Source organism: Nocardia sp. CDC519 (assembly GCF_059509835.1).
Genome location: NZ_CM183377.1, coordinates 3,500,892 through 3,524,147, shown reverse-complemented (window position 1 = coordinate 3,524,147; position 23,256 = coordinate 3,500,892). Strand labels below are relative to the sequence as shown.

Here is a 23,256-nt window from a genome sequence, read left to right as displayed (position 1 = left end):
CGAGGTCACGGTGTACCGCCTATCTTCCGGGCCGGAATCTGGATCACGCGGCCAGGGGCGCGTGCGCGACGACCAGCGTGATGAGCGTCAGGGTGTCGCCATTGGCCACATTCCGTGGAGTGGTGAGCACGCCGGAGAACAGGAAGTTGCCGCCCGAGGCCGCGTCCCAGACCGAGATGTGGGAGATAGTTTCCGTCGCGGTCATCGTCCAGGCGCCGGACATGCTGGCCAGCGTGATCTGCCCGCCAGACGCCGCCGCCATGGTGGCCTGCATGCGGGCGGTCACCGCAGAGGGCGCCGCGGCGCCAGCCGCACCGGGATCGCCCAGGTGCAGCTTCACATACAGTCCGGCCACTGGCGGCGGGGTGACGCCGCGGAGCCAGTTGAGGGTGGGGTGTGAGACGTTGGCGACGCTGATACCGACGGTCACGGCCGCTGTCCTTTCCGCTCGGATTCGTATGCGGTGATGTCCTCGGCTGTGACGGCGGCGGGGTCCTTGCCCGCCCACTCGGCAACCTGCCCCCGAAACGCGCCAAAGGCGACGGCCGCTTCGGCGACAACGTTCAGGCCGTGCTCGACGTTCATGCGTTCCTCCCGGTGGTTTCGATCGCGACGGTGTAGTCGAGGCCGGGCGCGGACTGGGCGACCAGTTCCCAGCAGCCCGGCTCCAACAGGGTGCCGCGCCAGGGTGCACCGGATGGGGTGCCGATGATCCCGCGCTGACGGCCGCGAGCCCCGCCGATCACGGCGTAGCCGCGGCCGTCGACAGAGTCGGCGATCACTGCTTCACCGGCGGGCAGACCGGTGATCTGGAGTCGGCCGGTGATGTCGCATTCGCTGCTGGATCCGCACGGCCGCCACCAGAACTGGACCGTTGCATCCGTCGCGCCGGCGGTGACGGTGGTGCTGACGGCAGTGAGATCGCAGCTGCTGCCGGTGAGGTCGAGTTGCCATGTGCGGGTCTCGATCTCACACACCGGGAGGCAGCCGCCGCACACCGGGATCGGTGCGGGCCGGGTGTCGATGACCGTCGGCGGGCAGGTAGTCGACAAGAGTTCGGGTAGCTCGCAGGTGCTGGATGCGCAGTCGGGTGCGTGGGCCCACTCGATCTGTTCGACGACCTGGCTGTCCCACACCACCGGCTGGAGGGTGGGCGCGGTCCACGCGTAGGGGTCGAGCGCGGTGAGTTCGAAGTCAACCCGGTAGAGGCTGGCCTGCTGGTGGTCCTTGATGGGGCGGCCCATGACCTCGGTACGGGTGGCCGGCGCGGTGAGCACGACCTCGCGGCGGGTGCGTTCGAGCCCGGCGGCGCTGCCGTCCTCGGGGTGCGCGTCGAGGTAGCGCAGCACGGTGGGGGTGCGGGCGGCGCGGAGCTGGCAGTTGAGCCACCGCAGCCCGAACTGCGCGCCGCGATTGGTGCACGCCCAGATCAGCGCCGAGAACGTGAGGGTGCTGTAGCTGTCGCGGTGCCGGCCGGCGACACCACCGGAGCAGAGGGAATCGGTGACGTCGACCGAGATCGGGATGGCGTCGCTGCCGTCGACCGACATGACCCATACCCCGTAGAACTCGCGGCTCGATGCCGAGCCGTCGTACCAGGGTGCGGTGGTGATGTCTTCGTACGGCGGGTCGCCGAGGTAGTCGCGCAGGCCGGGCCAGCTGTCGTCGTAGCGGACCTGCAGATTCCGGCACGGCGTGCACGCCGCGGCGGTGAGCGCGGCATCACTGGTCGGTGTGCCGCGCGCGCCGGCGAGGGTGATGACGCGGGAGCTGTTGGCGATCTCGCGGTCACCGAGCTGCAACCATCCTCGGAACATCGCTCTCCTACGCCTTCGGCATCAGTTTGGTCAGGTGGTTGTGGACACGCTCGCCCGCGCGTTCGTCGCCGCGCACGGTGATCGGCGCATGGATCTGCATGACCCGGCTGTTGTTCTCGATGATGTCGGCGATCCGGCCGAGCCGGTCGTAGCTGTTGGTTTCGGCCGGGGACAGCACCCGCTCCGGCAGATTCGTGTCCTTGACCATGAGGCCCTTGCCGTAGGCGACGCCACCGGAGTCGAAGGCATCCAAGGCAGCGCCGGCACCGACGGCGAGCATCGAGGTGAAGATGGCGGCGGTGCCGGCCAGAGCCGCACCGACCACGGCGCCGACCGCAGCACCGATGGCGGTACCGATGCCGGGGATGATCGACCCGATCGCGGCGCCGATGGCAGTGGCGGCGAGCTGGATCATCGCGCCGAGGATCGCGGTGATGATCGGCAGCAGCACCGACGAGATCAGGTACCGCAGCACCGATTTGATCAACTCGCGGTTGATGCGGTTCTGCTCAGCGATCACCAGATCCCGCGAGGACTCGTTGCGCTGCATCAGGGTCGCGGTGTCGGACACCAGACGCCCGGACTCATCGAACGAGGAGACGAGGTCGCCGCGGAACTGCTTGATCTCGTCCAGGGTTTGCTCGAGGTTGTCGCGGATCTCGATCTCAACACCGGTGAGCCGCACGATCATGTCGACCAGCGGGCCACCAGAGATGTCGCGGCCGAGGACACCACGGCTGTTGTCGACACGCGACGGGCGTTGCGCGAGCGCGGCGTTGGCGATGTCCTGGGCGACCCGCTCGAAGGCCTGCCGTGCCGTGTTCGCGACCGCGACGACGGCGTCGCTGATCGCCGATGCCGCATCGAACGCGCTGCCGGGCGCACCGAACGGCGGCGGTGTCGCGCCACCACCACCGTTGGCGGATGAACTGATGTCGAGGTCGAGTTCCTTGACCGCGGAGGTCGTTCGGTCGGTGCCATCGGTGACCTCGGCGAACCCGGCGCCGAGCAGGTCTTTGACTACGCCGAGGGCCTGATCCATTGCGGTCTGCACGATCGGGATCAGCACCCCGCCGGATAGACGGCCAGCGACCTCGGCGACCTGGTTGCGTAGCTGCTCGAACTGCTCCTGCAGCACCAGCTGCTGTGACGATTCGGTGCGTTCGAGGATGTCGCGGGTGTCGGACAGGATCCGGCCCTGCTCATCGAGGGCCTGGTCGTCGTCCATCACGGCGGTCTCGGCGACGCGGCGTTCGGCTGCGGCGCGGTCGGTGACCGAGTCGATCAGGGCGCGCAGCGAATCGGCGACCGCGGTGGCCACGCCTTGGCCGATGGCGTCGACCACGCTGCCGGTCGCGGTGGCTGCGGCCGGTCCGAGTTCCTGCGCTGGATCCACCACCGCGGTCGACGGTGCTGTCGTCGTCGTTGTGGTGGGCGGGATGGTCATGTCGACGGCCGGGGCCGGTGCCGCACTGCCGAGGATGCCGCGGGCGGCTTCCCAGTTGGTGACCATGACCGGCACGGTGATCAGGCCACCGATCATGCCGCCGACGTCGCCGCCGGTCTGGAACCTTGGCACCGCGGCGTTCATCGCGCGCAGCAGCGGTCCGAAGCGCGCGGTGGCGCGCCGGTTCATCACGAACTCCTTCGGCTCCAGCAGCGCGGGCACGATATCTCCGGTGCCGACACCGGGGATCAGGCCACCGACCTGGTATCCGCCGGCGCGGTCGTAGGCGGAGGCGAGGTCGCCGTAGCGGGCGAGGGCGTACCGCATCGACGCGGAGATGTTCGCGGCCGGGTCGATCGACACCCCGTACAGGTACGGGCCTTTGTCGAAGGCGGGGTCTTTGTGGGAGGCGTAGGTGGGGCCGATCACCTGCATGAGCCCGACCGACGGTGTCCCGTTCTGGGCGTTGATGTCGTCGAGGTTCACGGCGTCGACGCGGCCGGACGATTCCTGCTGCATGCGGCGCAGCGTGTTGTTGGTCAGGGTAAGCGGCAGCTGGTAGTGCTTGAGCAGGTCGCGCACCAGCGGCCGGAACATCTCGACGTCTCCGCCGACGGGCACCGATTCGCGTTTCTGGTCCTCGCCCTCACCCTTGCCGGTGATGAACTCGCGCATCTTGGTGCGGAAGCTCTCGAAGATGGTGCGCGGCAGCTGCCCGAACAGGCCACCGAATTCGGGTATGGCGCTGGCGATCCCGGAGATGACGCTGTCGAACACGTCGGCGACCTTGTCCTTGACGCCGCCGATCAGGTTCTCACCGGCGCGTCGGATCGCGCCGAGGAACCCACCACCGTCTTTCTTGTCGCCGGGGTCACCGGGTGGGTGGTCCATCGCCCAGTGCACGTGTGAGCGGTGCTGGTCGTTGGTGGGTTGCCCGAAGTTGAACGGCTGCCCGTTGTCGATGTTTTCCCAGCCGTTGAGGGGCCAGTGGATCAGCTCGAGCGTTTCGGGCCCGTAGGTTTCATAGATCCACTTCGCGACCTCTTGCATGGTGCGGGAGGGCACCTGGCCGGTCGCGAAGTCGCCGGCCATGTTCGCGCCGTGGTAGTCGGGTGTGTCGCGGTATCCGCTGGTCCACACCATGTCTGGCCAGCGCTCGCTGATCAGCTCCCACATGCGGGTGGGGATCACACCGCCGGTGGCGAAGCCGAAGAAGCGGCGGACGCCGGCGACGCCGCCGGAGCGGGCGGCAGCGTTCATAGCGTCCCAGCGGCCGGTGCCCATGGCGCGCACGACTTCCGGGCGCGCGATGCCCTCGCCGCCGGACAGCGCCAGACCCATGCGTCCGTCGGCGGAGATAAACTTGTGGACGTCCTTGCCGGGCGTGTAGCCGGGCAGCACACCGCCGCGGTTGAACGGGAGCGTGACCGGTTCCATCGGCTCGACGCCGGGCAGGAACTTCGCCGCAGCGTTCCAGGCCTTGAGCAGGCCGTTGTTCCAGACAGTTTCCACGACAAACTTCACCGGCACCTTCGCCGCGTCCATCAGCCCGGACCAGGCTGTTCCGATGGCGCGGAGCCCGGTTTCGAACCAGCCCTTGACCATTTCGATCCCGGAGCCGAGGGCGGGCATCAGGGTGTCGGTGAACCAGGTCTTTACGCCGTCCACCTTGCCCATGAAGTCGTCCCAGTAGCCCTTGACCTCGGTAAAGGCCTGTCGGAAGACCTCTTTCCAGAAGACAATGGCGTCGCCGACGATGGTCAGGACCGTCGATAGGGTCGAGCCCATGATTTCCCAGTGGGAGATCACGATCGGCAGGACCTGGGTGACGAGCCAGGTCAGGGCTTCGATCAGTTTGATCGTCACCGGGGTCATCTCGACCCAGATCCGCACCAGGGGCGGGAGGATCTCGGCGGCCAATTTCGCGAACTCGGGTAGCAGCGGAGCGACCGCGAGCAGCAGGTTGGTGAAGGCGAGGACGATTTGCGGTAGGACCGGGGCGATTTGGGTGATCGCGTCGGCCAGGGCGACGCCGATGATCATCGCGGTCTGGGCCAGGATCGGCGCCAGCTGCTCGATCACCGGCCGCATCTGCTCGGCGAACATCGCGATCACCGGCGCCAGGGCGAGCGCTATCTGCGACAGCGCCGGCGCCAGGGCCTGCAGGATCACCGACAGGGAATCGGCGAACAGCGGGACCAGCGGGGCGACCGCAGTGACCATGTCGGCGAAGGCCTGCGCCAGCGGGCCCAGGGCGGGGGCCAGGGCGCGGACAGCGTCGGCGATGGCGGTGCCGACCACGACCGCTACCTGCGACAACGGGCCGATCATCGGCTGGATCGCGGCGGCTACCGCGCCGAGCAAATCCGCGATCACCGGTAGAACCGGCTGCAGTCCGGTGGCCAGGGCGGAGATCAGCGACGACAGCGACGGCATCAGCGCGGTCAGCGAATCCGCGAAAATGCGGCCGAGGTCGCCGAGCGCTGGTGCCATCGCGACGAGGGCGTCACCGAGGGCAACGAACAATGGCTGGAGGGCGGGCAGCACCCGGGCGCCGAGCTCGGCGAAGGTGGTGAACAGGTCGCCGAGGAGCGGGCCCAGTCCTTCGAGGGCGGTGGCGAGTCCTTCGAGGACGCGGCCCAGCAGACCGCTACTCGCCATCTCGGAGAACGCGTCACCGAGGGCGGTGCCGATGGAACCGAAGGCGCGGCCGATCGTTTCCGCAAACGGCTGTGCGGCTACAGCCATTTCCGAAAGCGAGGACAGGAACCCTTCGCTGCCCTCCCGCATCCCGCGCAGCAAGCCTTCGGTGGAGGTGAACATCGCGTCGAGACCGCGCACACCTTCGGCGGATGACAGGAAGTCGGCGAAGCCTCGGGCCCCGAGGTTCAGCTCGCCAGCAACCGCACTCATGCCGGCCTGCAGCGTGGGCAGCACAGCGTCGGCGAGCTGGCGCAGGGTCTGGTCCAGGCCTTCGAAGAAGTTGTTCTGGACGGCTTTTCGGACCTCGGTCCATTCGTCGGCCAGGTCACGGGATGCGAGGACGAACGCAGCGGCGTTCGGGGCCAGTTTGGCCAGGGCTTGGTCGAGTTTCTCCGCCGAGGGCAGCGCCGCCGCCTGAGCTTCGGCGAGCGCTGTTTGCGCCTGCGCGAGTTGAGTTTGCGCGGCAGCGAGATTGTCGTTGGCCTGGGCCTGCCGGTCTTTTGCGGCGACGACCTGGTCGCTACCCTCGATGCCTTTGGTCTCGGCCTCGGCGAGTTTCTCGGCGTTGTCGGCGTTGCGGTCCTGCACTCGCTCAAGGCGCAGTTGCGCTCGCGCTACCCGGTCGACGGCCTCTTCTCGTGCGTCGGCATCGAATGGGTTGACCTTCGCGAGGTCTTGCTGCGCTTCGCGGAGATCACGCGCGGCCTGCCGTTCGTCGAGGACACCTTCCTTGGCGGTGCGGTGGTAATCCTCGAGCTGTTCGGTGGCGTCTTTGCGGGCGCGTGTGAGGTCTTCTTCGGCGTCGGTGACGTCCTTCTTCGCTTGGCGCAGCGAGCGTTCGGCAGCTTCGACCTGGTTGGCGGCCGATGCAACTGCCTTCGCTTGGGCTTCGGCTTCCCTCGGCGCGTTCTCCGCAGCGTCGGATGCAGCGTCGAATGCGTCCTTGACGCCCTGCATGGCGACCACGACGGTGCCGATTCCCGCAGCGAACGCCGGTGCCAGCGCGGTGGCGGCGACGGCCAGTCCGCCGACAGCGCCGGCTGCGGCGCCAGCCGCGCCGCCGATGGCGGCGATGCCGCCGACGACTGCGGTGAGGCCGCCGGTGAGGCCGCCGAGGCTGGAGAGTGACGAGCCCAGCGACCGCGCGGAGGCACTCGCCCGGTCGAGACCTCCACGATCGACGTCGATCTCTATGCGTTGGGTGATCGTGCGGGCCTGCGCCTCGAGTTGCTGACGCAGCTGCGCCATCTGTGCGAGGGTCGCGGCGCTGCCGATATCGACCGGGATGGTGAGCCGCCAGTCGTTGGCCTGCTGGAGCGCTTGCAGCTCGGCCTCGACCTGCTGCGCGAAGCCGGTGAAATCCGGTTCAGCGTTGACATGGATCGGGTTGGTGTCGGGCCGATCCAGGTTGACCTGCTGCACGATCGGCGGCTGGGTGAAGCCTTCGAGCTGCTCACGCAGGAGCGCCATCTGTGCGAGTGCGCCGGCGCCGGCGATGTCGATCGGGATGGTGACCGGCGTGGACCCGACGTTGAGCTGCTGCTGGAAGGCCTGAAACTGCGACATCGCCGCGGCGACGTCGAGATCCACGCTCCAGGTGAACTGCTGGTTGCCGTCGCCGGGTGCCTGCTGCTGGTTCGGCCGGTTGACCTGGACGTCCACCTGCTGCCGGATCGGTGTGGCGATGGACTCGAGCAGCTGGTGTGTGGCGCGCATCTGCGTGGCCGCGCCGGCACTGTCGATGTCGACGCCGAGCGTGATGCGGTGGGTGTTGGCGTAGCGCTGCGCCTCGTCGATGCCTCGGCGCACCTCGGCCTGGAAATCGTTGAGGTCGACGGCGACGTTGAGGGCGTCGCGGGCCAGGTCGCGTTGCACGTCGCGCATCGCGGCGGCGACGGCCCGTTGCAGGGATCGTTCAAAGTCGGACGCGTCGGCCTCGACCTCGATGCGCACTGATCCGGACGGGCTCGTCATGTGGCCGGACCGTACGAGCAGGGGGTGCACGAAAACGGCCACCACCAGGTTCGCCCTGGTGGTGGCCGATCGTGATCATGGAGGGGTCACGGCTTGTCGCGTTCGACCTGCGGCTCGTCCGAGCAGGCCCCCTCGGGACCTGGTTCCAGAATGTTCATGTTCACCTCCTCCCGATCGTTCACATACAGCGGATCGGCGTCGATGATCGGTCGGCCCAAACCGGCTGGGGCTGAGGCTTCGAGCTCTCTGGCCGTCGCGATGGTGTCGAGCATCGCCTGCTGCGGCATCGGATCGCCTGTAAACCCCGACGCGTAGACCGGCGACCACAGGCCTGCGTCGTCATGCCATTGCACCCAGCCGGTGATCTCCTCGCCCCGGTCGATCATCGCTGGCTGGCGAGGTACAGGCGCGCTGTGCGCAGGCGCGTGCAGGTGTCTATCGTGCAGCCGATGCGGGTGTGGATGCCGACGATGCCGCGCGCGTGCTCCACGGTGCGCAGGCGTGGTTCCTCGTGGCAGCGCTCGTATCTCGGGTCGTTGCGCGTGATCATCTGCGGGCCCCTCGTGGAACCAGCACGCCGTTCGCGACGAGCACGTCAAACGCCACCTGCTTCCGGCTGCACTCGCGACGGTCGCAGCTCATATGGGCCTGCATGATCTGGCGCGCCTGCGTGACGGTGGGCGGGTCATCGGGTGCCTCGTGTGGCCAGCCCGGAACCCAGATCGCGGTGTCCCAGTTCGCCGATGATTTCGGGTGCGAACGCGGAGGACGAGCAGTGGGCTTCGACTCCCGCTCCGGCGCCAATTCGCCGAAGGGATACAGGATCACCGCGACCACGCCGGTCGCGCCGGCCAAGACGATCAGGGCAAGGATGTCCAGCATGGGGACCTCGCTCGGGATATGGGTGGTTTGGATATCCCCGGCGTCGGGGCTCACGCCACCTGCGGCACGCCCTCCGAGCCGCTGGTGCGCCATGGGGGCGACACCCGGCGCCGGGGTAGTACGAACGCTATGGAACGGGCCACGCCACTGGCTACAAAAGTGCGCGAAAGTGCGCGAGTGGTTGACCTACATCGCACTGACCAGGGACCCTTGAGGCGTTGCTCACGCAAACTCACACACTCAATGCGAAGTGGAGCCCTCCATGAAGGTACGTTTTATCGGCGGCGAATCCGGTGGCGACGGGTCGCCGCGCCTGTACGTCAGCGATCGAGGTTCGCTGGTTGTCCAGGGATGGAAGACCGATAGGGATGACGTGATCGAGATTCCTCATCGGCTACTCCAGTTCTGCGAGCCGGGCACCTGCCTGCACGGTCTGCAGGACACCGGGCACGGGACCTTCCTGCTGGAAGGGAAGCCGGTCGTCGACCCGGAAGCGCTGGAGCAAATGAAGATCCCCGGCCACGAGGCCGCGGTCGAGATCCCGATCGGTGTGGAGGTGCGCCCGGATGCAGCTACTGCTCGGAGCTGACCAGTTCCGTACGAAGCTGGCCGCCGCGAAACGCCGTGCGTTCCATCTGGAGACGCGGGATGAGTACCTCACCGAGAACGAGGAGCCGTCGCTGGCCGCTTTCCGGGAGGACGAGACGATCGATCCGGGCGGGGACTGGTTCCGCGGCTGGACCGATCAGGTGAAGGCCGCGACCGAGCGCGGTGTCGCGGTGCAGCGGGCGCGCATCGTGTCGGTTCCGCACACCCTCTACACCCGGTATCTGCTGGCGCTGACTCGGCACAACGTCGCCGCTGGCGAGGAGGTCCGGTATCTGCCGCGCCATGATGCGGCGCCGGCCGATCGGGTCGCTGAGGATTTCTGGCTGTTCGACGAGGATGTGTTGACGTTCAGCCTGTTCGACGATCGCGGCTACTGGGTGGGCGCGGTCGCCACCGAGGACCCGGAGATCGTCGCGCACGCGGTCCGTGTCCGTGACCGGGTGTGGGCTTCTGCCACGCCGTACGCGGAATACCTGGTCAACCGGTGAGCGGTGTCGCCCGTTTCAGGCAGGCGCTCGGCGCGCGACTGCGCGAGCTGCGCAAGGACGCACGTCTGGACGGGCGGCAACTCTCCACGGCCGCGGGCTGGCATTGGTCGAAGACGTCTCGGATCGAGCTGGGTAAACAGCTGCCGAGCGAGGCGGATCTGGAGGTGTGGTGCCGGATCTGCCATGCAGAGTTGGCGCTGCCCGACTTGATCGCGTCCCTGCGGAATGTGCAGGCGCAGTGGACGGAATGGAAACGGATCACCGCGGCCGGCCACGCGCGCAGGCAACGCCGCGGTGTCGAGCTGGATGCTGAGGCGCAGACGGTGCGGATCTATTCCGCTGTGCTCGTGTCCGGGCTGCTGCAGACGGCCGACTACGCGCGCGCGGTCCTCTCGACCTGCATCGACTTCGTCGGCACCCCTGATGATCTCGACGATGCTGTGGCCGCGCGGCTGCAGCGGCAGCAGGCCCTGCAGTCCGGCGTCACGAAATACGCTGTGCTGATCTATGAGCCGGTGCTCCGGATGCGGGTGGGCGCCGACGATCAGGTGCGACGTGATCAGCTGCAGCATCTGCTGGACAGCGCGTTCGGCAATCCCAGGCTGCTGCTGGGGATCGTCCCGATCGATTATCAGTTCGTCTACACCACAACGAGCTTCGCGCTCTATGACACGCGGCTGGCGCTGGTGGAGACGTTGAGTGCGGAGCTGTCAGTGAACACCCCGTCGGAGCTGGCGCACTACGAGAAAGCGTGGGACGGTCTTCGTCGGCAGGCCGCGTATGGGTCGGCGGCGCGGGCTCTGATCGAGCGCGCGTGGGACTGAGTGTCCCCGGCACGGGGCTGGGGAGTTTGATAGGAGGGCGTGAGATGGCAGGTACCAAGCTCTATTACGGCGGGCAGGAGTACCGGCTGCACGAGCCGGAGGCCGTGCTGTTGAGGCAAGAAGTGTCCACCGCGCTTAAGTCCGGGGAGGCTTCGATGCTCACGGTGGAGCTGGCGAACGGCGGCGAACTGACATTGACGGTTTCCCCGAATATCCCGGTTGCCATCGAGACCACGACGGAGACGAGCTCCAAGCCGGTCGTCGTGAGGTAGCCGGGGTTGCAGCTACGGCCACCCGGTGAATATGCCGGGTGGCCCGTAGAGAATGCTTGCGTCGCTGTGGCGCTACTCCGGAGCAGCGACGCACACGACCTCAACGTGCGGATAGTTCATCCGAACCTCGGCGACGGGGTCGATTGACGTGTGACTCTCGCGTGACAACGGCGCCACAGGGCGGGAAGAGCCGTACTTCTGCTCCTGCCCCTCGAGCCATGCCAGCACGGCCTTTTTCGAGTTCAACCCATCGGGAACGTCCAGCGCGGCAAGGTCGGGGTGCTGCTCTCGAAGCGACGGCGCGCACTCGACGGCGAAGCGGGGCAGCTGATGGGACATTGGGGATTCGCCCGTCATCCATCCGAGCAGGTCGTACAGGCCATCGATATGGCGGGGCGAGACGAGGCGCTCGGAGGTGACGCTGAGGATGTCGCCGATGTGGAATTCGCGTGTGGTAGGGATTGCCATGGTGGTTGTGTCCTTCGGGGTTCGGGTGTTTCGGGGCTGGTCGAGGAACTGTCTCACCTACATCGGCCTTGGAGCACGTTTCGTAGGTGCGCGGTGATTGCTTCCAGGCGCCGGCGAAGCATCGACGGCCGTATGGGCGGCGGCTGGCAGTTGACGCGGTGACCGCCCTTGGCCAGTTGCCAGTCGACCAGCTCGTCGATCTTGTCCCGCCGCCTACTGGTCATCGCCGCCGTCCGTCGTGTCGGCTGCGGCGCGGGCACGCTCGAGTTCAGCGGCGACAAACCGTGCCCGAACAGACAGCATCGCAGCAGCCGCCGACACGTCCGCGAGCTTCTCCTCCGAGACGCGCTTTAGCCGCCCATCCGCACTGTCGATGTCGCCGCGCATGATGTCGGTGAGCGCGGCCTGGACGGCCAGCGATTCACCCATGCGTTGCATGGATCGACTGATCTGATGGAACGCCTCCGCGACCATGGCGGGGTCGAAATTGTGCACTAATCGGTCAGGCATTGGCCAGCCTCTTCTCTTTGGAGTATTCGAAAATGCGGTCGCAGATGTCGCATTCGCAGTCGGCGTAGCCGATGACGGCTCGCCCGCGCGCACCGGCTCGGTGGGCGGCTGCCAGCGAATCGAGGAACGGGGTCGCGAGTGCGGCGCGCTGGCGGCGGATCCGCCGGCGGACGGCACGCTGGTTCATGCGCGGGAAGCGCTGGGCGTCCCGAGGGGTCTGGCCGCTACTCATCGGGCACCTCCCGCCAGGGATGGGTCCAGCGGTGCCGGAGCGGTCCACCGTGGGCGGCTTGGTCCAGTCGTGCTGCGTGCCCGTCTTCGTGAATGCAGCACGGTTCGGCGTCGCCACCGACACCGAACTGCTCACCGGTCGGTAACAGCCCGGCGTCAGCGAGAGCCTCACCGACAATCGCGGCAAGCGTGGTCTCCCACAGTCCCGGCGCTCTGCTGGTCACCTTCAGGCGCACTGTGGCCGGTTCGTCGGAGGTCTTGGTGTTGCGGTAGCGGGCGAGGGCGCTTGCGATGATCCGGACGACGTTGGCACGGATCTCGCCGGGGACGTCAGGGCGCGGCAACGGCATACTCATCGCGGCCCCTGCCCCGGCTTCGACCGCCGTGGTGGTGGCGGCGGCGGTGGATAGTCACTCGACCGTCGGTCTGTGGGCTGGTCCACGATGCCTGCGTCGACGCGGCGGACGGTGCGCGGCGTCAGGAGCCGATACCCGGTCCACGCGACCGCGAATACCGCGCCGATCAGTGGCCAGGCAACCAGTATGAATACCGAGCCCAACGCCACGTCTTCGTCGCGTTTGTAGGTGCCCCACGATCTACCGCGTCGGCGCGCTTCCCGGTACTTACTGGCGACGAACCACCGCGCAGCGACCACTCCGACAGCGAAGTACGCCACGCCGACACCGACGCTGATCGCTGCGTTCATCGGTGTCCCTCCTGCTGGCCCCGTCGACGCTTAGTGATGCCGTACACGTTCGTCCGACCTGGTCGTGCGAACCGTTCGAGCGTCTTCGCGATCTGCTCCAACGCCTTGCCGATCCCGTCGTGGAACTGCATGTGCTGCTCGACGTCGACCACGTTCGCGCCGCAGTAGCGGCAGACCGCGGGCCGCATGAACATCTCGGCGATGCGCTTGTCGTGGTTCGCCTTGCGCTGCGCCGCGATGGCCTCGAACTCTTCGGCGTTCATCGCCCGCCCTCCTGCTCGGCAGCTGCTCGGCGTTTGGCGATGCCGTAGATATTCGCGCCGCCATAGGTGAACGCGGACAGCAGAAACCACCACTGCCGGGTGGCGACGGCATACGCGATCCAGAGCGTCTGGACAGCGAGGCCAATCATGGGGCCGGCGAGGGACTGGGATCGGTAGACGAGGACGAGGCCGGTCACGCCGATCGTTGTGAGCGCGAAGCTCCACCAGAGAGAGATCATGAGCGGCCCTCCTGCTCGGTGGCAAGCTGGGTCGGGCACGGTGACGGCTTCCCGCACTCCCGGCACAGCGGGACGAACCCACCCGGGTCGGGCTCCCACAGCACGACCGCAGGTAGGTACGGCCGGTGCCGATGTTGTCCGCCACCAACTGCTTCCGTAGCTCTCACCCAACCGATGACGGGGTCAGGGTGCACGCGCGTGCATCCGGCGGCGAACGCGTCGAGCACCATCGACCCGACCGGCAGCGCGGCGAGCTCGTCGGCGGTCTCGATGCGCCGGGCGGGTGGACGGATGCCCTTCGCGAACAGGTAGTCGGCTGCCTCGGTCGACGAACACCCGTCGATGCGGGTCTCGTCGATCAGGTCGGCCAGCGTGTCGCGGTCACTCGCCATTGGAAAGCTCCAGCGGTGTCGAGGAAATGAGGGTGAGGGGGCCACGGGCGGCGATCAGGTCGGACGCGGTGAACGACATAGTCAGGTCGGTCCACCAACCGCACCTCAATCCCCACGCCCCGCCGAACCTGTCGCAGACCGTCGCGCCTCCGGGCAGGTCTCGCAGCTGGTCGGCAGTGAGGGGTTCGCGGTCGCTCGTGGCGGCGCGCTGGTCGCGGATCGTGGTGTCACTCATCAGATTCGGTCCTCGCATCCACAGGTCGGCGTGTGAAGGTCACCGTGCTTGCCGTGCGAGCCAGTCGGCCGGTGCACGTCGAGCAGGTTGATCAGGCTCTGGATCGTGTCTCTGGTGTGCTGGTCCGGCGCGTAGTGCTGTTGGACGCACAGCCGTTCACGAAGGCCCTTCGGGTCCCAGCACCGCGGGCCGCCAGGCGGGACGATCCTGGCGCGCTGATCAGGGGTCGCGGTGCCACTCATCGCCTCGTACCTCCTTGTGGCCAGCGCGATCTGCCGTGCGCAAGATCGCAGACATATGAAGGGGATATGGAGAACATCCGAGCGATGGACTGGTAACTACGTCCCGCCTTGATCAGCGAGCGGATTTCCTGCATCTGCTCATTCGTCAGCCGTGCCCGGCCGTTCTTCTCGCCCCGCAATGACCGACCGCGAATCACCATGTCCCTTGAGTTGTCGGCATGTGTGCCGATCTCCAGGTGGTCCGGGTTGCAGCACGGCGGGTTGTCACACTTGTGTCGAACGACCATTCCCCTGGCGATTGGACCGTGGCGAAGTTCCCAGCTGACCCTGTGCGCCTGTTTCTTCTTGCCGTCCTCGCCGCGAATCGTGCCGTACCCGATGCGGTCCCGATAGCCGGTGAACTCGATGCATCCCGATGGCATCGGGATGAGCTTTGAGGCAAGACGCTCGGCCAACGGCGGATAGTTACGAGCGCTCATTCGCCTACCGCCTCCCGAAGCTCCGCGATGACGTACTCGACCTCGGGGCCGGGCGCGCTGTTGGCGCGGTCGCTGACAGCCTGTTCGAGGGTGTCCCGGAGCATGGCGCCGGCGTGGACGGCATACCGGTACTCGCCGACGATCAGGGGGCTTTCGCGTTTCGCGAGCACGATGTACCCGACCGGGTCCGGCTGCTGTGCCTCCAGCTCGGTGATGCGCTTCGTCAGGTCGGTGATCCGGGTGCGTGCGCCGACCAACTGAGCGCGGTTCTCGGCCCGCTCAGCCTCCAGCTCGGCGGCGCGGGCGTCGGCGGCGATGGCACGCCGGAACGCGTGCTCGGCCGCCTCATCGCACCGATGGCCGTTCATCACCTCCATGGCCGCGTCGCGCTCGGACTCCAGCTCGGTGATGCGGGCGCGGGCGGCCAGCAGCTCGGCGGCCATCGCGCCGATGTAGCCGTCGTGCTCTTCGAGCCAGTAGGCGGGGACCCCACTGGCGCCGTCTGCCCACTGCGTCAGCCGCTCGTCGGTCAGCGGGGCGGGGGTCTGGTCAGGCATTGGTCTGCGCCTCCACTGGCTCGTAGGTTCGCCGGAAGATGTCGTCGCGGCACGGGTAGAACTCGCCCGCGAGGCCGCGGATGATCCATTCGCCAGGAAGTGCCCTCATCGCGCCTTCGAGCGTGCACACCAGCAGGACGTGCGTTTCCCGGCGGCAGGCGTCGCCGTCCGGGCAGTGGTAGGTGATGGTCACGTTGTTGGCCAGCGCCCACTCGATGATCGGGGTCGCTGCTTCAGCGGTTCCGTCCCACTGCACGGCGTCGATCTCGACGGGCTTCTTGCGGTAGCGGTCAGGCATTGGTCAACTCCTGGATGTCGAAGAGGGCGGGTTCGGGGTCGTGGTCGATGGCTGTGAGGGCGAGATCGACCAGGGCACGGATGTCCCAGGCGCGCCAGTGGGTGAGCGCGTCGGCGCGGATGCCGGCGGGCAGGTTCGATGCCCACCGGTGAAGGCGCGTGTAGGTGATGCGTGCCTCACGCAGGAGGGCGCCGGAGCGCCATTTGATCGGCGAACCGGTTGGCCGGATGTCGGCCTCGTCGGCCCACCGGACGGGGATGAATTCACGCCAGACGGCCTCGATGGCGGTGCGGGTGTACTCGTAGTGGAGTCCGTGGCCGCCGCCGCCGATCTGCCGGTCACGCATGTCGGCGATGCCGTCGTCCGGGTCCGCGATGACGTGGCCGACGTGGACCGGCATATCGCGCAGCAGATCCAGTTCGGTATCGGTGAATTCAGGCACGGGCCGCCTCCGTGAGGTCGGTGACCTCGAACAACCCCGGCTCGGGGTCATCGAGGCGGATGGCGTAGAGGGTCAGCGCGGCGAGGGCGGCCAGGTCGCGCGTTTCCTCGGGGCGCATGCGGTACCAGATGGCCGCCTGTTCGCGGACTTTCGGCGGCAGCGACTCGGCCCACCGCTGTAGCCGGGCGTAGGTGATCCGCGCCTCCCACAGCAGGGCGCCTTCGCGCCAGCGGGCGATCCGGCCGTCGGGGTACCACTGGTCGGGGATCCACTCATGCCGGCGACCCTGAAGTGCGGTCTTGGTGGCTTCGTAGCTGAATCCGTAGCCGCCGCCGGAGAGGGTGCCGTGGCGTAGCCGTTCGGTGGCGTCAGCAGAGTTGGCGATGAACGCGCCAATGGTGATGCGGGCATTCAGCGTTCGCAGTAGGTCGCGTTCGGCGTCGGTGAACTCAGGCACGGTCAGCCTCTTTGCGGGCGCGGGCCACGCGGGCCGGGTGCTGTAGGCGGGTGGCCATGCGGGTGCCGTCGTAGGCGACGAACGTGCACGCTTCGCCGGCGGGTGCGGCGCAGGGCTGGTACGGGCAGGCGACTTTCAGGGCGGCGCGTTGTTCGTCGATGTCGCGGGCCGACAGGCGCATCGGGCGGTGGGTGTCATGCATGGGCGGGAGCCCATCCGAACCAGCGCATGGTGCGCTCGCGGACCGGCCCGGAGAGCCATGCCTCGACCTCGGCGCGGTCGAACCGGTGAGTGCGAAACACACTCGTCGCGGTCTTGCGGGGCAGGAACACCAGCAGGTCGAACTGTGGTTGTTCGTCGGCGTCGTACTTGCGGAAATCTGCGCTCTGGTCGTCGTAGATCCACCACGACACGATGAAGTTCAGGCTTTCGGGCAGGCCGTCGAGTTGTGTACGGATGGCGGCGAAGTCGGCGAAGGTCTCTTCGTGGGTCGGGTAGTCGGTAAGCGGGTACATCTCGGGCTCAGGCGACGCGCCGGGCTTGCCGATGACGCTGGCGTTCTCGGCGTAGAACGTGACGGTGATCTGCTCGGGGTTGACGTCGTTTCCGGGCGTGTGACGCGGCCCGCGGTCGCTGATGTGCCACGGGAATTCGCGGCCGTCGATGGTGAGGGTCTTTGCGTCGTGGTCGATGACGACGTTCTGCGCAAGTTCAGGCATGTGCGTGCTCCTGGTCGGCGGTAGTCGGTTCCGGGTCGCCCGTTTCGGTGCCCAGCGTGGCCGTGGGCGCACTTTCGGGGGCTTCCGCGACACCCGGTGAGGGTGAGTCGCTTTCAGCGCGTTGTGCCGCCTTCTGGGCGAGGGCGGCGCGGACGGCGGCCATGCCGCGGCGGGCGCGGTCGACGGTGTCGGGGTCGTGGTCGCACACCGCGCCGTCGCGGTAGCCGTCCGGCCCGCACATGCCGCAGGCGTCGATGGCGGCGCGGCGGTCGGCGGCGCGTTGCTGGGCGGCCTCGGACTGTGCGCGGGCCTCGGCGAACTGCCGGGCGGTTGCCGATGGTTCTTGGTGAGTCATCGGGTACCTCCGGTGATCGCGTCGTACAGACGCATCGCCCAGCGGGCGTCCCCCATCGCGGTGTGGCGCTCTTCCTTGCTGGGCGGGTCGACTCCGATCGCGGCCGACAGGTCGTCAGATCTCCACGGCGGCTGCGCAGAGCTGCGAAAGAGCCCCGCATCGTTGGCCGGCGAGTCCCACGGTTCACCGGAGAATTGTTGGGCAATACGCTCGAGCTCCACGGCTCGGCCGTGGAGGAATCCCACAGCCAGCGCCTCGATATCGATGAGGTGGAAGTGCCAGGCAGGGCAGAGTCGATGTCGGCGCAGCATGGCGGCGAGGCACTCTGTGTCGAAATTGGGCACCGCGCCGACGATGTGGGCACCGCGAGTGAGGAGCTCGACCTCGGCGGCGGCCACCGCTTCGGTCAGAAACAGGTGCTGGTCGTCGGACTCATGGCGGTCGTAGTCGGCGTCGCCGTAGTTGAGGTGCCGGTCGTGGAATCGGCCGATCTGTAGTCCGATGAGTTCCGCGTTGGCGAGATCGACGTCGCGGATTTGGATCGTGGTTTCGGACTGGCCGTCCTCGTCGCGCCGGATGATCGCGATCTCCCATGGACGGCGATCTGGGTGCAGGCCGGTCGTCTCGGTGTCGAGAAACACCAGGGGTGGTGTGTCAGCGGTTTTCATCTCGTTCTGCTTTCTCGATTGCGGCTTGTGCTCGAGCGGATGGGCTTCCGGTCGAGTAGTCGTTGGTTCGGACGGTCCCGGCGCGTAGGTGGTCGCGGCACTGGAGGCAGGGAATGGGTCGGAGTTCGTGGTCGTAGCCGAGCCATCCGTTCCGGCATCGGGGGTCGTGCCACGGTTCCGGGTCGTCGGTGTCGCGCGGTTCGCCGGTGCGGTCGAGGGTCATCCGGTCATCACCGCCCGGTACGCGGCGTACAGCTCACGGGGGTGCTCCTAGTGCGGGTGGTAGCTGAATTGGCCTGTGGATAATTCGTTTTCGGTGTGCGAAATGCGCGTCGCGAACGCGATTTCGGCGTGCGATGTGTGCGTGTTCGCGGGCGTTCGGAACGTGGGATTCAATGCCAAGGTGAGTACATCTACGTAAGTCCGTCCGTCCGTAGCATGTTCACGCAGGTCCAAGCATTTTCCGCATCGGATTTAGCATCGTTTTCGCAGGTGCAAGCATTTTCGGGTGACCGGGATATCGACGGCTAAGCATGATGCTTGTTCGGATGCTTGAAGCAATGCGTATTGCATGCTTGTTGCATTGCTTGGTATTAGGGTGGTTCCGCGCTCGCACGCTGCTTTTCCCACCGGGCCGCCGCAGCCTTGCGGCCGCGTTCGCTGAGCCGCTGTTTCCTGTCCTCGGTCTCGTGGCTGGACTGCTGAAAGTCGTGCCAGCTGTTGATTTCCCAGCCGCCCTGGCATGCGTTCCATAGGCCGACCTCGACCAACGCGGTCGCTTCGGCCCTGCGGGCGTGGAGGAACGGGAGGGCGCCAGTAGGGATGAATCCGCCGGTCCCGTGCGCACCGGCGTAAGCGAGGGAGCACACCCAGGCGAAAGCTGCGCGGTGCTTGTTCTCCGCCAGCAGCTCGAGGATCTTCGGGTTGCTGGCGAACTGGGTGTCGAGTCGGACCCACGGTAGGCCCATGCTCACCTCCACTTTCTGCGTGTGCCCGCCCTCATCGGGGTGCGGACCGGTCATCGTGTTTCCAGGTCGAACAGGGGGATCTCGTCAGCGCGGCTGACCGCATCGGCGCGGTCGCTCCGCGCGCAGGCCGGCCCCATCCGCCGCGCCACCGACGCAGCGGACACGAGCCAGCCACCGCACCGCTTGCACTGGACTGCAAGCCGTGTCGGTGTGCCGTCCGGCAGTCGCGCCCCGTCCTCGTGCTCAGGCATCAGCGCGTCCTCCTGGCCCGAGATCACGCGGATCGAACAGGCCAGGTGCGGCCTCGTCGCGGTCGGCGCGGCAGGACTCGCACAGTCGATCGCGTGGGATCGGAACATCCGGCGCCCATGGGGTCCGGCATTCGCGGCAGTCCATGAGCACCCTGGTCCCCCACCGGTCGACCGGCACCCGTCGCGGGATCCCGCGACGGCGATGCGGACGCCAGCGCGCCGGCGGGGGCACGCGGCTGCTGCCGGGCCACGGCCCAACAACAACTTCGCCCTCGCCGGCGCGCTGGGTGTCGTCGTGCTCGACCATCGGGCAGCTCACTGCCCGTCGACCGGCAGCTGCGCTTCGTCGTCCGAGACAGAGGTGGGGCCGACCGCCTCAGCCACGGTGTCGAGTCGCTCGCCGTCGGGATGCTCGAGGAACTCGATCAGTGCGGATGCTTCGTCTTCGGTGAGTTCCTTGGCCGAGGTGATGGCGCGTCCGTACTGGTCGGACAGGTACTTCAGCTTGGCCTTGCGGTCGGTGAGGCCGGCCTCCTCGAGCAGTTTCGACAGCCGACGCTGGGCTGTTGTCGACGCCATCTTCGGTTGCGGCTCACCGGCCGCTTCCTCCGGCGCCTCCGCCTGCTCTGCTGCCGACGGATCGTCAGTCGTCGTGGCCTGCGGTGTGTCCGGTTTTGCCCCCTCGTTCGAGGCGTCTTCCGCTTCATCGATAGCTGGCGACTCGGGCGCGGCGGGTGCACGCTTGCGGCGGCCTGCCGAGGTGATCTCCTCGGCGGAAACGCCACCATCCGGTGCCTGTTCCGATGCTGGGAACTCGTCAGCGATGGTCGTTTCTCCGCGCTTGATCGACTGGAAGATCACGCCCAGCTGCCCGACGTCGTGTCCGGACCAGTCGTCGGATGTCCGCCCGACCTTCGCCTCGAGCTGGGCGGCGCCTACCCCGATCTGCTCGTACACGCGGATCGCGTCGGCGATGCGTTGTGGCAGAGGCTTGCCGCCGCCACCTTCGAGGGTGGCGTCGCAGTTGGCCTTGGCCTCTTCGACAAACCACGACGGCAGGACCGCGAGGATCTGCTCACGCAAGCGCCTGGCGCCTGCGTTGGCGTTGTTTTCGTAGATGTCGCGGGTCTCGGTGAGCTTCCTGGCGCCTTCGCGGGTGTCGCGGATGTGGGGCACAATGAACGTTGTCGAGGCGCGGGCGTTGGTTTGCATGTCCCAGGCATGGGCGAGCATCTCCGACTCCCCCTTGACGTCGTCGCGGCGGAGTTCCTTGATGCAGTAGTCGATGTTCCCCCAGCAGCGGGCGAGTTCCCGGGCGAGGTGGATCGAGACGCCGGTGACGTTCTCGCCGCCGCGCCGGTACCGGTAGTAGGCGCGGCTGGCTACGCTCATCTGTGCTGTCGCGTCGCGCATTTCGGCGATCGCGGCGGCGCGGTTGCGGGGCCGCTGCTGCGCGACGAGCACCGCGGCCTGGACCTCGGCGACCGCGCGGGATTGCTCGATGGCGGTGGCCTGCGAGGTGATCGCGGCGCGGGTGGCCGGGGCGGAATCGGTGGGCTGGTAGCGGTCGGGGTGGGTCATGATGCGAGCAGCTCCTCAGCTCGATAGCGGGTGTAAGCGGGGATCGAGGCGGTCTTGATCAGGTGGCTGTCGTCCGGCCACCGGTCGTGGGCCATGCAGTCGGCGAAGATGCCGATGGCGCGCCGGTTCAGCAGATGGCCAAGGGCGACATCGCGGGGATCGATGCGGGAGACGGTCAGCCGGTACGGTTTGGACTTGCTTTGCGAGACGAAGACGAAGTCGTCGACCTCGATTCCGAGGCACCGCAACCCGTCGACATAGAAGGGCTGCTGCATGAAGTAGCCGTATTCGCCGGCGGACTTGGCGAATGCGCGATGGCCTGATGACCGCGTTGTCTTGTAGTCGACGATGATCTGCCGACCGTCGGGCAGGCGGGTGATCCAGTCGAGGCGCAGCCGCAGCGACACCCCGTATTCAGGGTCGATCCACCACCCGGACAGCTCGGCCTCGCCTTCGGCGAAGTAGGCGCCGACGAGGTCGTGCTCGAGGGCGACGCGCGCCATCTCGCGGGCCTTCTCGTCGTCCTTCTTCAGGATCGGCACTCGTCCGGCCGCACGATGCCCCTCGCGAACCCCCTTCGCGCCCTTGGCCTGCCAAGTCGGGAAGTCCTCGACCGCGAGGCGGGCGCCTTTGCCGAGCACGTACAGGTGTGCAGCGTGCCCGAAGTCGTATTCGGTCTTCTCGACGCGCTCGGCGTGGCGGAATTCGTTGGGACTGTCGAACAGCAGAGTCCGCGCTCCAGACGAGGACAGGCTGTCGCGGTCGGAGTGGTAGACCTCGTCGGGGATGTCTGCGTACAGGCCGGGTTCGGTCGGGATGCTCATGCCGGCGCCGCCGATCCGACCAGCTCGACCGACAGGATCGCGTCCACGGTGGCCTGTTTGACCATGGCCTGGCGGCCGTCGGCGATGCGGCCGAGGGTGTGCCGTTCGACGCCGGTCAGGTCAGCGACCTCGGCCAGGGTCAGGTAGGCGAGCAGCCCGACGAGGTGGTCGCGGGCTTGCTCCGGGGATACGTTGCCGAGCCAGCACGGCTTGCATTTGCGGTGCCGCATCTTGCCCGTGTGCTCGAACGTCGCTCCGCAGTTGATGCAGACGTGGGTTTCGGCCGGTGCGGTTTTGCGGGTCTGTTGGCTGATCCAGTCGCGCAGCGCGGTGCGCTCGTCAGCCTGGTCGAGCCGGAACCCGGCCCAGATCCCGTGGGAATCTCCAGCGGCGACAGCCGCCTGAGCGCACTGCAGCCGGACCGGGCAGGCCTCACAGGTCGCGCGTTCGTCTTCGATGACCGCGGCCTGGGCGATGGGGAACCACGATTCGGGGTCGGGGTGACCGGCGCACGCGGCCTGATGCTCCCAGTCGTCGATGAAGTGTTCGGTCACCACGCGTCCTGCTTCCGTCGTGACGGGCAGCAGCGCGCCATGCCGCGCCGGGTGAGGATGTCTGCCACCGAGGTGGTGAACGTCTTGCCGCAGCCGACGCAGACGGCGACAACGTTGGCGTCGCGGGCGCGGTCGATGTTCGACTGCGCCCGGTCAGCAGCCGTGCACGTCGGGCAGCCCTGGCATCCGAAGGTCACCACACCCCCACCGCCATATCGATCGCGTGGTCGCGGGCCCGATCCCATTCGTCGCCGGCGAATTCGTCGTCCTCGTCGTCGGTGTCAGCGGCGCGGAGTTCGTATGGTTCGACTTCTCCGGCTCCGCAGTGCGGGCAGCCAGCTCCCCAGCAGATCGGGCACACATAGTCGTCGGGTCGCGTGGCTGCGTCGTCGGAGAGGAATCCCGCGACATGCAAGCCGCAATCCGCGCACACCTGGTGGTAGGAGGTGGCGCCACTCGAGTGGGTGACGGTCGTTATTACCTCGTCGTGCAGGCAGTTGCCGTGCTCGTCGATGATCATGATGTGGTCTCGTTCCTGGTGTTCGTGGTCGACAGACCCAGCCACCTGTGCAGCTGGCGCCGTTCTTTCGTCGAGTCCGTTCGGAACCCCGCCCACACCCCCACGCGCTCGCCGGTGCGGACTGCTGTGAGGCCGCAGTCGCGGCGCACCGTGCAGCCGTTGCACACCGTCTTGGCTTCGAGTGCCGGATCGTTCGGCCGCTCTGGCTGCCACCACTGCGGCGAGTGGTGGCCCCGGCATGCGGCGTCTTCTTTCCAGCCCGGCCGTGGGCGGGGCACCGA

Annotated in this window: 37 protein-coding genes; 4 read left to right on the top strand and 33 right to left on the bottom strand. The window is 67.5% G+C overall.

All coding sequences use genetic code 11. The features are described 5' to 3' along the window. Positions 1 to 43: 43 nt before the first annotated feature. The 7 genes from AC5W7N_RS15580 to AC5W7N_RS15550 form a co-directional block, all read right to left on the bottom strand. A complete protein-coding gene (locus tag AC5W7N_RS15580) occupies positions 44 to 430 on the bottom strand; it encodes a phage tail fiber protein (RefSeq protein ID WP_495921777.1) in 387 nt (128 codons plus the stop codon). Then, positions 427 to 585 (bottom strand): hypothetical protein, encoded by a 159-nt coding sequence (locus tag AC5W7N_RS15575; protein WP_495921776.1) that lies wholly within the window; start codon positions 583 to 585, stop codon positions 427 to 429. Before AC5W7N_RS15575 ends, AC5W7N_RS15580 begins: the two co-directional genes overlap by 4 nt. Further along, positions 582 to 1,817 carry a sugar transferase gene (locus AC5W7N_RS15570; RefSeq protein ID WP_495921775.1) on the bottom strand — a complete coding sequence of 412 codons (1,236 nt, stop codon included), beginning with the start codon at positions 1,815 to 1,817 and terminating at the stop codon, positions 582 to 584. Before AC5W7N_RS15570 ends, AC5W7N_RS15575 begins: the two co-directional genes overlap by 4 nt. A gap of 7 nt (positions 1,818 to 1,824) precedes the next feature. Beyond that, on the bottom strand, positions 1,825 to 7,941 hold the full coding sequence (locus AC5W7N_RS15565; RefSeq protein ID WP_495921774.1) for a hypothetical protein: 6,117 nt from the start codon (positions 7,939 to 7,941) through the stop codon (positions 1,825 to 1,827). An 86-nt stretch (positions 7,942 to 8,027) separates the two neighbouring features. Further along, positions 8,028 to 8,327: a hypothetical protein gene (locus tag AC5W7N_RS15560; RefSeq protein ID WP_495921773.1), complete on the bottom strand. Its 300-nt coding sequence runs from the start codon at positions 8,325 to 8,327 to the stop codon at positions 8,028 to 8,030. Next, positions 8,324 to 8,491, bottom strand: a complete 168-nt coding sequence (locus tag AC5W7N_RS15555) for a hypothetical protein (protein WP_495921772.1) — start codon at positions 8,489 to 8,491, stop codon at positions 8,324 to 8,326. The genes AC5W7N_RS15560 and AC5W7N_RS15555 overlap by 4 nt, the downstream gene beginning before the upstream one ends. After that, entirely contained in the window at positions 8,488 to 8,877 is a 390-nt protein-coding gene (locus tag AC5W7N_RS15550) for a hypothetical protein (protein ID WP_495921771.1), read from the bottom strand. Before AC5W7N_RS15550 ends, AC5W7N_RS15555 begins: the two co-directional genes overlap by 4 nt. Before the next feature lie 196 nt (positions 8,878 to 9,073). On the opposite strand from AC5W7N_RS15550, the gene AC5W7N_RS15545 reads away from it, so the two are divergent. The 4 genes from AC5W7N_RS15545 to AC5W7N_RS15530 are packed head-to-tail and all read left to right on the top strand — an operon-like array spanning position 9,074 to position 11,016. After that, positions 9,074 to 9,412 (top strand): hypothetical protein, encoded by a 339-nt coding sequence (locus AC5W7N_RS15545; protein WP_495921770.1) that lies wholly within the window; start codon positions 9,074 to 9,076, stop codon positions 9,410 to 9,412. Then, positions 9,390 to 9,920 carry a DUF6879 family protein gene (locus AC5W7N_RS15540; RefSeq protein WP_495921769.1) on the top strand — a complete coding sequence of 177 codons (531 nt, stop codon included), beginning with the start codon at positions 9,390 to 9,392 and terminating at the stop codon, positions 9,918 to 9,920. The genes AC5W7N_RS15545 and AC5W7N_RS15540 overlap by 23 nt, the downstream gene beginning before the upstream one ends. Beyond that, a complete protein-coding gene (locus AC5W7N_RS15535; protein WP_495921768.1) occupies positions 9,917 to 10,744 on the top strand; it encodes a helix-turn-helix domain-containing protein in 828 nt (275 codons plus the stop codon). The genes AC5W7N_RS15540 and AC5W7N_RS15535 overlap by 4 nt, the downstream gene beginning before the upstream one ends. A gap of 44 nt (positions 10,745 to 10,788) precedes the next feature. Beyond that, positions 10,789 to 11,016 carry a hypothetical protein gene (locus tag AC5W7N_RS15530; RefSeq protein WP_495921767.1) on the top strand — a complete coding sequence of 76 codons (228 nt, stop codon included), beginning with the start codon at positions 10,789 to 10,791 and terminating at the stop codon, positions 11,014 to 11,016. A 72-nt stretch (positions 11,017 to 11,088) separates the two neighbouring features. Here AC5W7N_RS15530 and AC5W7N_RS15525 read toward each other — a convergent pair whose 3' ends face one another. The 26 genes from AC5W7N_RS15525 to AC5W7N_RS15400 form a co-directional block, all read right to left on the bottom strand. Beyond that, positions 11,089 to 11,484 carry a DUF7736 domain-containing protein gene (locus tag AC5W7N_RS15525; protein WP_495921766.1) on the bottom strand — a complete coding sequence of 132 codons (396 nt, stop codon included), beginning with the start codon at positions 11,482 to 11,484 and terminating at the stop codon, positions 11,089 to 11,091. A gap of 213 nt (positions 11,485 to 11,697) precedes the next feature. Then, positions 11,698 to 11,979, bottom strand: coding sequence for a hypothetical protein (locus AC5W7N_RS15520; protein WP_495921765.1), 282 nt, complete (start codon positions 11,977 to 11,979; stop codon positions 11,698 to 11,700). Positions 11,980 to 11,986: 7 nt separating this feature from the next. Further along, positions 11,987 to 12,226 (bottom strand): hypothetical protein, encoded by a 240-nt coding sequence (locus AC5W7N_RS15515; RefSeq protein ID WP_495921764.1) that lies wholly within the window; start codon positions 12,224 to 12,226, stop codon positions 11,987 to 11,989. Then, complete coding sequence (locus AC5W7N_RS15510) at positions 12,219 to 12,581, bottom strand: hypothetical protein (RefSeq protein ID WP_495921763.1); 363 nt, start codon at positions 12,579 to 12,581, stop codon at positions 12,219 to 12,221. Before AC5W7N_RS15510 ends, AC5W7N_RS15515 begins: the two co-directional genes overlap by 8 nt. Before the next feature lie 346 nt (positions 12,582 to 12,927). Beyond that, on the bottom strand, positions 12,928 to 13,194 hold the full coding sequence (locus tag AC5W7N_RS15505; protein WP_495921762.1) for a hypothetical protein: 267 nt from the start codon (positions 13,192 to 13,194) through the stop codon (positions 12,928 to 12,930). Further along, entirely contained in the window at positions 13,191 to 13,433 is a 243-nt protein-coding gene (locus AC5W7N_RS15500; protein WP_495921761.1) for a hypothetical protein, read from the bottom strand. The genes AC5W7N_RS15505 and AC5W7N_RS15500 overlap by 4 nt, the downstream gene beginning before the upstream one ends. Then, positions 13,430 to 13,825: a hypothetical protein gene (locus tag AC5W7N_RS15495; protein ID WP_495921760.1), complete on the bottom strand. Its 396-nt coding sequence runs from the start codon at positions 13,823 to 13,825 to the stop codon at positions 13,430 to 13,432. Before AC5W7N_RS15495 ends, AC5W7N_RS15500 begins: the two co-directional genes overlap by 4 nt. Further along, entirely contained in the window at positions 13,815 to 14,060 is a 246-nt protein-coding gene (locus AC5W7N_RS15490; RefSeq protein WP_495921759.1) for a hypothetical protein, read from the bottom strand. The genes AC5W7N_RS15495 and AC5W7N_RS15490 overlap by 11 nt, the downstream gene beginning before the upstream one ends. Continuing rightward, entirely contained in the window at positions 14,060 to 14,302 is a 243-nt protein-coding gene (locus AC5W7N_RS15485) for a hypothetical protein (protein WP_495921758.1), read from the bottom strand. Before AC5W7N_RS15485 ends, AC5W7N_RS15490 begins: the two co-directional genes overlap by 1 nt. Continuing rightward, a complete protein-coding gene (locus tag AC5W7N_RS15480; protein ID WP_495921757.1) occupies positions 14,299 to 14,781 on the bottom strand; it encodes an HNH endonuclease in 483 nt (160 codons plus the stop codon). Before AC5W7N_RS15480 ends, AC5W7N_RS15485 begins: the two co-directional genes overlap by 4 nt. Then, the gene (locus tag AC5W7N_RS15475) at positions 14,778 to 15,338 is read right to left on the bottom strand and encodes a hypothetical protein (protein ID WP_495921756.1); all 561 of its coding nucleotides are present in this window, start codon (positions 15,336 to 15,338) and stop codon (positions 14,778 to 14,780) included. The genes AC5W7N_RS15480 and AC5W7N_RS15475 overlap by 4 nt, the downstream gene beginning before the upstream one ends. Beyond that, complete coding sequence (locus AC5W7N_RS15470) at positions 15,331 to 15,636, bottom strand: hypothetical protein (protein WP_495921755.1); 306 nt, start codon at positions 15,634 to 15,636, stop codon at positions 15,331 to 15,333. The genes AC5W7N_RS15475 and AC5W7N_RS15470 overlap by 8 nt, the downstream gene beginning before the upstream one ends. Further along, positions 15,629 to 16,078 carry a hypothetical protein gene (locus AC5W7N_RS15465; protein ID WP_495921754.1) on the bottom strand — a complete coding sequence of 150 codons (450 nt, stop codon included), beginning with the start codon at positions 16,076 to 16,078 and terminating at the stop codon, positions 15,629 to 15,631. Before AC5W7N_RS15465 ends, AC5W7N_RS15470 begins: the two co-directional genes overlap by 8 nt. Next, complete coding sequence (locus AC5W7N_RS15460; protein WP_495921753.1) at positions 16,071 to 16,535, bottom strand: hypothetical protein; 465 nt, start codon at positions 16,533 to 16,535, stop codon at positions 16,071 to 16,073. Before AC5W7N_RS15460 ends, AC5W7N_RS15465 begins: the two co-directional genes overlap by 8 nt. After that, positions 16,528 to 16,737, bottom strand: coding sequence for a zinc finger domain-containing protein (locus AC5W7N_RS15455; RefSeq protein ID WP_495921752.1), 210 nt, complete (start codon positions 16,735 to 16,737; stop codon positions 16,528 to 16,530). Before AC5W7N_RS15455 ends, AC5W7N_RS15460 begins: the two co-directional genes overlap by 8 nt. Further along, entirely contained in the window at positions 16,730 to 17,254 is a 525-nt protein-coding gene (locus tag AC5W7N_RS15450; RefSeq protein ID WP_495921751.1) for a hypothetical protein, read from the bottom strand. The genes AC5W7N_RS15455 and AC5W7N_RS15450 overlap by 8 nt, the downstream gene beginning before the upstream one ends. Continuing rightward, a complete protein-coding gene (locus AC5W7N_RS15445; protein WP_495921750.1) occupies positions 17,247 to 17,609 on the bottom strand; it encodes a hypothetical protein in 363 nt (120 codons plus the stop codon). The genes AC5W7N_RS15450 and AC5W7N_RS15445 overlap by 8 nt, the downstream gene beginning before the upstream one ends. Then, complete coding sequence (locus tag AC5W7N_RS15440) at positions 17,606 to 18,277, bottom strand: hypothetical protein (RefSeq protein WP_495921749.1); 672 nt, start codon at positions 18,275 to 18,277, stop codon at positions 17,606 to 17,608. Before AC5W7N_RS15440 ends, AC5W7N_RS15445 begins: the two co-directional genes overlap by 4 nt. Before the next feature lie 593 nt (positions 18,278 to 18,870). Next, positions 18,871 to 19,299: a hypothetical protein gene (locus tag AC5W7N_RS15435; protein WP_495921748.1), complete on the bottom strand. Its 429-nt coding sequence runs from the start codon at positions 19,297 to 19,299 to the stop codon at positions 18,871 to 18,873. Further along, on the bottom strand, positions 19,296 to 19,496 hold the full coding sequence (locus tag AC5W7N_RS15430; protein ID WP_495921747.1) for a DUF6011 domain-containing protein: 201 nt from the start codon (positions 19,494 to 19,496) through the stop codon (positions 19,296 to 19,298). The genes AC5W7N_RS15435 and AC5W7N_RS15430 overlap by 4 nt, the downstream gene beginning before the upstream one ends. A gap of 315 nt (positions 19,497 to 19,811) precedes the next feature. Then, positions 19,812 to 21,077 carry a hypothetical protein gene (locus AC5W7N_RS15425; RefSeq protein WP_495921746.1) on the bottom strand — a complete coding sequence of 422 codons (1,266 nt, stop codon included), beginning with the start codon at positions 21,075 to 21,077 and terminating at the stop codon, positions 19,812 to 19,814. Further along, on the bottom strand, positions 21,074 to 21,901 hold the full coding sequence (locus tag AC5W7N_RS15420) for a PD-(D/E)XK nuclease-like domain-containing protein (protein WP_495921745.1): 828 nt from the start codon (positions 21,899 to 21,901) through the stop codon (positions 21,074 to 21,076). Before AC5W7N_RS15420 ends, AC5W7N_RS15425 begins: the two co-directional genes overlap by 4 nt. Beyond that, positions 21,898 to 22,455, bottom strand: a complete 558-nt coding sequence (locus tag AC5W7N_RS15415; protein ID WP_495921744.1) for a WhiB family transcriptional regulator — start codon at positions 22,453 to 22,455, stop codon at positions 21,898 to 21,900. Before AC5W7N_RS15415 ends, AC5W7N_RS15420 begins: the two co-directional genes overlap by 4 nt. Continuing rightward, entirely contained in the window at positions 22,452 to 22,655 is a 204-nt protein-coding gene (locus AC5W7N_RS15410) for a hypothetical protein (RefSeq protein WP_495921743.1), read from the bottom strand. The genes AC5W7N_RS15415 and AC5W7N_RS15410 overlap by 4 nt, the downstream gene beginning before the upstream one ends. Next, positions 22,649 to 23,020: a hypothetical protein gene (locus AC5W7N_RS15405; RefSeq protein ID WP_495924260.1), complete on the bottom strand. Its 372-nt coding sequence runs from the start codon at positions 23,018 to 23,020 to the stop codon at positions 22,649 to 22,651. The genes AC5W7N_RS15410 and AC5W7N_RS15405 overlap by 7 nt, the downstream gene beginning before the upstream one ends. After that, positions 22,972 to 23,253, bottom strand: coding sequence for a WhiB family transcriptional regulator (locus AC5W7N_RS15400; protein WP_495924128.1), 282 nt, complete (start codon positions 23,251 to 23,253; stop codon positions 22,972 to 22,974). Before AC5W7N_RS15400 ends, AC5W7N_RS15405 begins: the two co-directional genes overlap by 49 nt. Positions 23,254 to 23,256 lie beyond the last annotated feature (3 nt).